The 9077-nt window shown below is 71.0% G+C and carries 7 protein-coding genes; all 7 read right to left on the bottom strand.

Features of this window, described 5'->3' with window-relative positions:
* Nucleotides 1–31: 31 nt before the first annotated feature.
* Entirely contained in the window at nt 32–1234 is a 1203-nt protein-coding gene (locus B4L26_RS11620; protein ID WP_290719035.1) for a cysteine desulfurase family protein, read from the bottom strand.
* 50 nt (nt 1235–1284) lie between these two features.
* Nucleotides 1285–2658, bottom strand: a complete 1374-nt coding sequence (locus tag B4L26_RS11615; RefSeq protein WP_290719034.1) for an FAD-binding oxidoreductase — start codon at nt 2656–2658, stop codon at nt 1285–1287.
* A 135-nt stretch (nt 2659–2793) separates the two neighbouring features.
* Complete coding sequence (locus B4L26_RS11610) at nt 2794–6255, bottom strand: BTAD domain-containing putative transcriptional regulator (protein ID WP_290719033.1); 3462 nt, start codon at nt 6253–6255, stop codon at nt 2794–2796.
* 9 nt (nt 6256–6264) lie between these two features.
* Nucleotides 6265–6702: a hypothetical protein gene (locus B4L26_RS11605; RefSeq protein ID WP_290719032.1), complete on the bottom strand. Its 438-nt coding sequence runs from the start codon at nt 6700–6702 to the stop codon at nt 6265–6267.
* Nucleotides 6699–7688, bottom strand: coding sequence for a lysophospholipid acyltransferase family protein (locus B4L26_RS11600; RefSeq protein ID WP_290719031.1), 990 nt, complete (start codon nt 7686–7688; stop codon nt 6699–6701). The genes B4L26_RS11605 and B4L26_RS11600 overlap by 4 nt, the downstream gene beginning before the upstream one ends.
* Nucleotide 7689: 1 nt before the next feature.
* Complete coding sequence (locus B4L26_RS11595; RefSeq protein WP_290719030.1) at nt 7690–8517, bottom strand: GNAT family N-acetyltransferase; 828 nt, start codon at nt 8515–8517, stop codon at nt 7690–7692.
* A 94-nt stretch (nt 8518–8611) separates the two neighbouring features.
* A partial coding sequence (locus tag B4L26_RS11590; RefSeq protein WP_290719029.1) for an electron transfer flavoprotein subunit alpha/FixB family protein occupies nt 8612–9077 on the bottom strand: 466 nt, incomplete at its 5' end.

Below are 9077 nucleotides of genomic sequence, written 5' to 3'. Positions count from 1 at the left end.
TCGACGCCGCCGCTCATCGCGGCCAACACCCTCATGCCCGGCCCCCGGAGGCGACCAGACCGGCCGCGCGGGCGCGCTCGACGACGCCACCGATGGCGGTACCGACGCGGTCGACGTCATCAGCCGTGCTCGTGTGCGCCAGGCTGAACCGCAGCGATCCCCGGGCGGTGTCCGTCGGCAGCCCCATGGCCAGCAAGACGTGGCTGGCCTGCGCGACGCCGGCGCTACAGGCCGAACCGGTCGAACACTCGATTCCCTGCGCATCGAGCAGCATGAGCAGCGAATCTCCCTCGCATCCCGCAAATGACACATGCGCGTTGCCGGGCAGGCGCAACGCGTCGCGCGGACCGTTGACGCGCGTGCCCCCGACAGTCAGCAGGTGGTCGAACAACCGGTCGCGCATGGCCCCGACCGTCGCCGCCTCGAGCTCGAGGTTGGCGGTGGCAACCGCCAGACCGGCAGCCATACCGACCGCGCCCGCGACGTTCTGCGTGCCCGAGCGGAGATCGCGCTCGTGCCCACCGCCGCGCAGCAGGGCCGCACACGGGGTGTCGCGGCCCAGGACGAGGGCGCCGATGCCCTGCGGACCGCCGAACTTGTGACCGGCGATGGACAGCGCCGCCAGCCCGCTGTCGCCGAAGTCGACGGGGATGTGCCCTGCCGCGGCGATGGCGTCGGAGTGCACCGGGATGCCGTGCTCGCGCCCGAGGGCCGCGACCTGCGCCACCGGTTGTACGGTGCCGACCTCGTTGTTGGCCCACATCACCGAGATGACGGCGATCTCGTCTGCATGGGCGTCGACCTCGGCGCGCAGCGCGTCCAGGTCGATGAAGCCCTGCTCGTCGACGCCGATGATGACGAGCTCGAGGCCCTGTGCCGCGACCAGCGCCTCGGACGGGTCCAGGACCGCGTGGTGCTCGACGGCCGAGATGACGAGGCGACGGCGACGCGGATCGCTGGCACGGCGGGCGGCGACGATCCCGGCGAGGGCGAGGTTATCCGACTCCGTGCCGCCCGAGGTGAAAACGACCTCCGACGGCCGTGCGCCCAAATCCGCGGCGATCGACTCGCGCGCTTCCTCCAGGTGCCGGCGGGCCGCGCGGCCGGCGGCGTGCAACGACGACGGATTCCCTGCCTGCGACAGCAGCGGCACCATCGACGCAACCGCCTCCGGGCGCATGCGCATGGAGGCGGCGTTGTCGAGGTAGACCGACTCGGCGGGCGACGTGGACATAGTGGTCACCAGGATAGACGCGCCGCGATGGGCCTCCAATTCCAGCGCCGTCAGCTGCGCACCACCTGCCCGGTGCGGTAGACGCCGTGCGGGTCGAACTGATCACCGAGCGCCGCCAGCCAGGCGGCGGTGTCCGCGTCGTAGCAGGTACGGATCAGCTCCGGATCGTCGGAAGCCGCGAAGTTGGGCAGCATCGCCCCGGCCGACCAGGGGGCGAGCGCGCCCAGTGTGGCGTCGACGACGGCGGTCACCGACTGCGCCGCATCCTCATCGACGAGGAGCCCCACGATGTTCAGGTTGAACGGGGCGTCGCGATGACACAGCGCCGACCGGACGGCGGGTTCCTTCGCATACGCCCCGCCGAGGGCGCGGATCTCGACGACGGGCAGCAACTGACCCACCGGCGGGGTCACCGCGTCGACGAGGATGTCGACGGCCGCGTCGGACAGTGCGGTGAGCAACCCGCCGCGCTCGCGTACCGGCATCGGCCCGGGCGGGTCGGCGTGGATGGCACCGATCGCGGCATACGGCATCACACCCACCGCGTCGAGCAGTGGTGTCGCGACGGCGCGGATCGGCGCGAACACCGCGGCGGCGGCCTCCGCGTCGGCGACACTGGCATAGCGCACCGCGACGCTGAGCCGTCCGGCGAGCATCGGCGGCACGGTGGGCAGCTGGGGCAGGTTCAGCAGTGCGACCGACGTCGACGCCTCGTCGGGCAGCAGCGCCGCCCAATCCCGCCAGGCACGGATCACCACGGCGGCGTCGGCACCGTCGAAATAGACTGCGCCGCCGTAGATGTCGCTGATCGCGGGCAGGCCGATGACGGCCTCGGTGATGATGCCCAACGTGGCCTTTCCGCCGCGCAGGCCCCAGAACAGTTCCGGATTCTCCTGCGGCGTGGCGGTCCGCACCGCCCCGTCGCCAGTCACCACGGTCAGCGCCCGCACGTGGTCGACCGAACTGCCGAATGTCGACACCAGGGGCCCGATCCCCCCGCCGGACAGATAGCCGATGACGCCGACCGTTGGCGAGGAACCGCACAGCGGTGCGAGGCCCAACGGTGCGGCGGCGTCGATGACGGTCTGCCACACCACCCCCGCCCCGACCCGGGCGGTGCGCTGCGCTGCGTCGACGACGCAGGTGTCCAGCGCCGCGGTCCGCACAAGGATCGATCGGGCACCCAGCCCGGTGCCGCCGTGGCCGGTCGCAAAGACCCCGACGGTCATGCCGTGAGCAGCGGCAAACCGTACGGTGGCGGCGATGTCGTCAGCGTCGAGAACATCCACGACGGCGGCCGGACTGCGGTCGACGGCGGGGTTGAATCCAACACTGGGATAGCCCGGGTCACCGGGACCGTGCACCTCACCGCGTACGCGGCGGCGCAACTCGTCGATGTCGTAGGCGTCGAATTCATGGCTCATGATCTCCCTCTTCAGTGCTCATCTGCGACCGCCCCACCGGCGGCCGGGGACCCCTGGTCGGGCCCGTGCACCAACAGTCGCGGCCACCGCTTGAGGAAAGCTTGGCGCCGACTTGGAGCGCCTGGAAGAGGGTGCTCAGTGACCGAGCAGGTCGCGTGCCGCCTGGGCGACCGATTCCACGCCGAGCTCGCTGGCCTGCACCTCGATCTGCGCCAGCTCCTCGTCGCGGCCCGGTGCGTCGGGGTGCATCCGGGCGGCGAGCAGGCGACAGCGCAGGATCGACGGTTTTCCGTCGCCGCGCTGTGCGATCTCGAGGGCGTGAGCCAGCAACTCGTCGGCCTGCTCACCGTCGCCGAGGAGGAAGTCCAGTTCGGCCAGATGCAGTGCCACCGGACCCAAGCAGCCGACGTGCCCGGTGATGGCGATGCGGTCGCGGTAGGGATCGAGCCGTTCGCGCAGTGCCGAGGCGTACTCCAGCAGGCCCAGGTCGGCCACCACCCCGGCGAGGAGGACGGCGTTGCCCAACGAGGTCCACACCATGGCCCGGCCGTCGTTGAGCCAGGCGGCGACCATCGACTCCGCCAGCTCCCGGTCGCCTTGTGCGCCCGCGATTGCCGCGACACCGGCCGCGAGCATGATCATGACTCCGTTGTCGGTGAACTCCTCGACGATGAGCCTGGCCCACTCGGTCGGCGGGAGGCCCCCGGTGTCGATGAACTCGCCCAGCACACCCTGCTCGGTGGCCAGAGCCATCATTGCCAGCGCACCGCTGCCCGCGACGTAAAGCTGGGTGTCCTCGTGCACGGCCACGGCGGTGCGGAAATGCTCCTTCGCCAGGTCGAATCCGCCGTGCCAGACGGCCAGCGAGGCTTCCATCCACCGCAGCTGGGCGCGCAAGATCGGCAGCTGCAGCCGTTCGCTGCCCGCGATGGCCCGACGGGTGAGCTGCTCGGTGCTGTCGATCTCGCCGCGCATCATGGTCGCCTGGGTCAGCACCGTGTCGACGATGACCGCGTCGACGTCGCGGTCGGGGTAGTGCAACTCCCTCATCTGCTGCGCCCACTGAAGCGACGGCTCCGCGAACGGTGCGACCCCGGAATAGGTGATGAGTCGCGCCAGGGTGACATCGGCGGTGATTGCATCGTCGTGCAGCGCCATCGCGATCTCATCGGCCCGGTCCAGCAACAGTGCGGGCACGGCGGCGTCGTGGGCGTAGCTCTCCCCGATCGCCGAGGCCGCGAGGACGCGCGCCAGGGCGGGCCGGTCGTCGGCGACGAACGCCGCGGTGTCGGCGAGAACGGCCCGCAGGCTCTCGTTCTCGACGTGTGGGCCGATCCACGGCCACGCACCGGCGGCGCGGATGAGCGCGCCGGCCACGCGCCCTGCCGTGACGGTCGCACCTGAGGTGATCGCCCGGGTGAGCCGTTGCTCCACGGTCGCCAGCACCTGCTGCAGGTGCCCGGCGCGGGCGCGGGCGGCCAGGAGGTCGATCAGCAGGTCGTCGGTATCGGCCAACACGGCGCCCTCGGCGGTGCGTAGCGCCGCGTCGAGCCAGCGGGCCGCGCTCTCGGAATCCCAGTGGGCGATCGCGTCGTCGGCGGCGGCGCAACAGGCCACGACGACCTCCGATGCCTGGGCAACCGGCAACGCCTCGAGCAGGTGAGCCGCACGTCTGGCCTTGGCGTCGGGTCCGTCGCGCGACGCCAACTCCGCGGCTACCCGCAGGTGGATCCGGCAGCGGCGCAGCGTGCCGATGGTGGCAAGTGCCTGTTCGCGCAGCAGCGCATGCGCGAAGCGCATGCGCCCACTCTCCGGATCGGCGAGCAGGATCCGCTCGTCGAGCGCCTCGTCGAGGCAGTCGACCGTCTCGTCGAGGTCTCGGCCCGACACTGCGCACAGCAGCCCGACGTCGATCTCGTCGCCTAGCACCGCGGCCTGTCCGAGTACTTCCAGCACTGTCGGGTCGAGGGAACCCAGGCGCCGGTCGAGCACCGATGCCACCGCATCGGGCACCATCGCCGCATGGCGCTGTTCGGCGGGCAACCGGGCGAACTCGGAGATGAACAGCGGGTTGCCGTCGGTGCGGGCGACCAGGGTCTCGAGGGAGTCCGGATCGACGTCGTCGTCGGCGACCTCCCGGACCAGGCGGAGTACGTCGGTGCGGTTCAGCCGCGGCACGGCCATCGCGCCGTCGGCGCGCGACACCGCGTCGCGGAACCGGTCAGCCTCGGGATCGCCCTCGCCGTCGCGGATCGTCGCGATGACGCATATCGACGCCTCGTGTTCGACGGCGACGAGGTAGGACAGCAGGCCCAGCGTCATCGGGTCGGCCCACTGCGCATCGTCGACGACGATCGTGAGAGGCCGCCGCTCGGCCCGGTCGGCAAGGAGGTGCTGCACACGCTCGTAGACGACGAACCTGGCCGTGTCCGGACTCGTGCCGGCGGGTACGGCGAGCACATCGTCGGGATCGGCGTCGAGGCCGCGGCACAGTTGGCGCAGCGGCCACCAGGCGGGGGTGCCCTCCGCGTCGGGGCAGCGCACCCAGACCACCGTCTGTCCATCCTGCGCGGCCAACGCCGCGGCGGCCTGCGCCAACCGGGTCTTGCCGATCCCGGCGGGCCCGGTCAGCACCGTCCACCGCGTGCCCGGGCCGGTCACCAGCGCACCCAACTGCGACAGCTGCTCGTCGCGCCCCACCAGCGGCACGCTCCCGGCGGGCGCTGTTCCCCGATCGACAGCCACTCCGGACGGCCCGTCATCAAGCGACGATGAGACGTCGACCGGGGAGGAGACGGCCACCGCGCCCGACCAGTGCGGGGTCCGCGGCCACGCCGCGATCACCGGGTCGTGACGCAGGACCGCGCTGTGTAGCGCGACCAGTTCAGCGCCCGGGTCCAGGCCCAGTTCCTCGTCGATCCGTCGCTGGTGGGCGGTGTAGACGTCCAACGCCTCTGCCGCCCGGCCGGCCTGGTAGAGGGCCACCATGTGCAACCAGGCGGCTCGTTCACCGAACGGGTCAGCTGCACGCACCGCAGCGATCTGGGCGAGTGCGGCACCGGTATCGCCGCGGGCGAGCAGCGCGCTGATGCGGATGTCGCCGACTGCGCCCGCCGTCTCGGCCAACGCCACCGCATGGGCGCCCAACCAGCCAGCCTGCTCGACCGCACCACCGAGCAGGTCACCGCGCCACAGCTGCGTCGCCTCTTCGGCCGCGGCCAGCGCCTCGTCCCAGCGACCGTCCTCGCGCGCTGCCTGCGCCCGGCGGGCTGAGTCCCCGAATTCGCTGAGGTCGAGCCGGTCCTCCCCGACGTTGAGCCGGTAGCCGGCGGCGACCCGTTCGATCGGCGACGGGTCGCCCGCACCGCCGCGCAGCAATCGTCGCAGATTGGAGATGTAGGCCTGCAGGCTCGTCGTCGCCGCCTCCGGCGGATCATCGGCCCAGACGGTGTCGACGAGCCGGTCGATCGAGACAACCGAACCCTGTGCGACGAGCAGCGCGCCGAGCACGGCGCGCTGCTTGGGGGAACCGATGTCGACGACCGCCCCGTCGTGACGGACCTCGATCGGCCCCAATACGAGGTAGTCCCGAGTCACCGGGGCAGGTTACTTCTCGACGACGTCGAAAACCACGGTGTCGAAACTGCCGGAAACTCGGTCGACCACCGTGATCGCGTACCGACCCGGCTCGGTGTAGCGGTGCGAGAAGCGTGCGGAGCCCTGACAGGATTTCGACTTGTACATCGGCCACCGCTGGCCCGGGAACGTCACCTCGATGCCGCACTTGGCACCGGAGACCGGGGTGCCGCCCTTCGTGCGGGCCGACCAGCTCACCGTCGGGATGAATATGGCGGCGGAACCGGCCGAGTTGGCCAGGGCGGCATCGATCCGACCGACGCCGTTGTGGTTGTAGAGCGTGCCGGGAGGAGGTGCGGGCTTGCCCAGATTGCCCAGGGGCGGTGCGAAGTCGGCCCGCGCGGGAGCGCCCGAGGCGACCGCGGTGATCGCCGCGGCAGCCAGGACCGCGCCCAGTGTGCGCTTCATCGGATGCGTCTCCCCTCGCTCGGGCTGTCGGCATGAGCGTGCCGACACGGATCGACCCTAACAGTGCGCCGCACACCGTGAGGCACCGTCATCGGTCCGGTGGTGCCCCAATGCCCGCAACGGCGTCCACCGAGCACGACGGCCTGCGCTGTCCGCGCATCGGCGCGGCGATCTCGAGTCGGCGCGACGACGGGGTGCACCGTGACCGTGACGGTCATCGACCGCACCGCCAGGACGCGGCGCAGCGTGTCGAGGCCCGAGTCGTCGCCGATGTAAGCGGCTGCGGGACAGTGGTGCATTCCGTCTTCGACGTACTCCACCGTCATCGGCGTGATCGACACATCCGCGGCGCGCGCAGCGGTGAACAGCGCCGGCGCGAATCGCCCCGAGGCACCACCGCACCACGTCGTGCCCTCGGGAAAGACAGCGACCGCGCTGCCGTGTCTCAGTGCCGCCGCGACCCGCTCGATCGTGCCGGGGAGTTCGCGCAGTGACTCCCGCACGATCCCGATCACCCCGAGCCGGTCCGCGACGGCACCGAGCGCGGGTGCCGCGAGAACCTCCGACTTCGCCACGAAGCGGGCCGGCGCGATCGCCGCGATGGCGAGCACGTCGAGGAAGGAGACGTGGTTGGCGACGATGAGACCGTTGATCGCCTCCGGCTCACTGCCGTCGACGAGACGGCGGTCGTCGACAAGGAGGGTGACCCCGAGGGCGGCCAGGACCGAGCGCGACGACCGGCGGGCCAGGCGGCCGCGGTACCGCGGTGCGAACCGCCACACGATCGGAGCAGCACACGCCAACATCAGCACCAGCACAAGCAGACGCGCGCCGCGGAGGGCCATCCGTACCTGTCCGGCAGCGGTCCGCGCGGGGCCGATGCACTGCGGGCCGCAGGACGCCACCGGGTACCAGGCGTGTTGAACCGCCGTGCCCACCTGGGCGGTCGTGTCCACCTGGGCGGTCCCCTCCACCTGCACTACCACGTCAGCCAGCCGCCACGCTCAGTCGCCGCACCGTGTCGGTCAGGCGCTCCCGGTATCGACTGTCGGCCTCCTCCGCATCGAGCAGGGTGAGGAAGTCGCCGCAGTCGAAGACCGAGTCGATCGCCGGCTCACCGTGCACCCGGGCCCCCAATCGCAGATACCCGCGCATCAGCGGCGGCACGACCAGCCTGTCGGGCGGTTCGATGTCGTCGAGCCGCACACCGTCGACGACCGATCCGCCGTGGGGGAAGACCTGCGCGTCGCCGCGGTGCCGGTTGCGCAGTTCGTCGCGGATCCCGCGCAGTGCGGCACCGCGGGGTGCACCGGGTGTCGACAAGGGCACCGAGACGCAGCCCATTAGGTAACGGTTGGAGGATTCTTCGACATAGCGCAGCACCCCCGCCCACATCAGCGCGGTGACTGTGCCGTTGCGCTGCCCCACCGCCACCGCGGCGCGGCCCATCTCGACGGTCCGCGACGCGATCGGGCCCAACTCCGCCAAGTCGAATTCACCGGCGCTGTACCACCCGCCCGCCTCGATGGCCCGCAACGGCGGGAGCAGCCGGGCGCAGCCGACCAGCTCGCCGGACTCCTCGTCCCGGACCAGCAGGTGGTCGCAGTAGGCGTCGAACCGGTCGGCGTCGCGCCGGGTCGCGGCGTCGCCGATCTGCTCGGAGAAGCCGGGTGCGGTGGTGAAGACCTCGAAGCGCAACCGCTGGGCGTCCACGATGTCGTCGGGATCGGTCGAGAGGGAAACGGAAAAGCCGCCGCCTGCAAAGAGGCGACGGCTCGTCGGTGCGTACCCGTCGATCTGGACGGGCCTTTTCATCACTGTCATGGTGCCCATGCAATCGGACAAAGACGGACCCCCGGACAACCGTGGTGGTCGGCCGGGGGTCGCGTTGGTGAACAGTGCGCGATTCTTACTTGCGCTTGTTGATCTCCTCGGTCAGCTGCGGTGCGACGTTGAAGAGGTCGCCGACGACGCCGAAGTCGCTGATCTCGAAGATCGGCGCTTCCTCGTCCTTGTTGACGGCGACGATCGTCTTGGACGTCTGCATGCCCGCACGGTGCTGGATGGCACCGGAGATGCCCAGGGCGATGTAGAGCTGCGGCGAGACCGTCTTACCGGTCTGACCGACCTGGAACTGGCCCGGGTAGTAGCCCGAGTCGACCGCGGCACGCGAGGCACCGACGGCCGCACCGAGCGAGTCGGCCAGCGCCTCGACGACGGAGAACTTCTCGGCGCTGCCCACACCGCGGCCACCGGAGACGACGATCGACGCCTCGGTGAGCTCCGGGCGGTCGCCGCCGACATTCGGCTCGACGTTGGTGATCCGGACAGCGGTCTCCTCCTGTGCAGGGACCTCGACGTCGACGCGCTCGCCG

Source organism: Gordonia sp. UBA7599 (assembly GCA_002477755.1).
Lineage (GTDB): Bacteria > Actinomycetota > Actinomycetes > Mycobacteriales > Mycobacteriaceae > Gordonia.
This window is presented reverse-complemented; position numbering and strand designations above follow the sequence as displayed.

Coding starts and splice junctions, on each gene's coding strand:
- B4L26_RS11620 (WP_290719035.1), bottom strand. CDS start 1,234: ATGTCCACGTCGCCCGCCGAGTCGGTCTACCTCGACAACGCCGCCTCC.
- B4L26_RS11615 (WP_290719034.1), bottom strand. CDS start 2,658: ATGAGCCATGAATTCGACGCCTACGACATCGACGAGTTGCGCCGCCGC.
- B4L26_RS11605 (WP_290719032.1), bottom strand. CDS start 6,702: ATGAAGCGCACACTGGGCGCGGTCCTGGCTGCCGCGGCGATCACCGCG.
- B4L26_RS11595 (WP_290719030.1), bottom strand. CDS start 8,517: ATGAAAAGGCCCGTCCAGATCGACGGGTACGCACCGACGAGCCGTCGC.